This is a genomic window from uncultured Kordia sp. (genome assembly GCF_947489565.1).
Classification (GTDB): domain Bacteria; phylum Bacteroidota; class Bacteroidia; order Flavobacteriales; family Flavobacteriaceae; genus Kordia.
This window is the reverse complement of record NZ_CANLEA010000064.1, coordinates 1-397: the sequence shown is the minus strand read 5'-3', so window position 1 is coordinate 397 and position 397 is coordinate 1. Positions and strand designations below refer to the sequence as shown.

The following is a 397-nucleotide window of genomic DNA, read 5'->3' as shown; positions in this document are numbered from 1 at the left end:
CACTTTCAATTGCCAGAGAGTGATCATTTGGTATTTATCGCACATCACTTAATCATTGATGGTGTTTCATGGCGAATCTTACTAGAAGATTTCACCAACGTGTATAGCAGTTTTGTAGCAGGTGAAAAGATTCAATTGCCAGCAAAAACGACTTCATACAAAGCTTGGTCCAAAGAACAACATGCATATGTAGAAGAAGGAAACTTAGCAGCAGAGCAGAAATATTGGTCTTCTGTATGCGAACTTCCAAGTAGTAGTTATTTACCAGAAACACTGGCAACAACAACTCAAATACAACTAGATTCAACGACCGATTTTGAACTTACAGCTTCACAAACAGAAAAGCTGCAAAGCTCAATCCATGTTGGATACAATACAAATGTAAACGATATCTTGC

Annotated in this window: 1 protein-coding gene; it reads left to right on the top strand. The window is 37.5% G+C overall.

Annotated elements, in window-relative coordinates; all coding sequences use genetic code 11:
• A partial coding sequence (locus Q0845_RS27740) for a condensation domain-containing protein (RefSeq protein WP_298521214.1) occupies nucleotides 1-397 on the top strand: 397 nt, incomplete at both ends.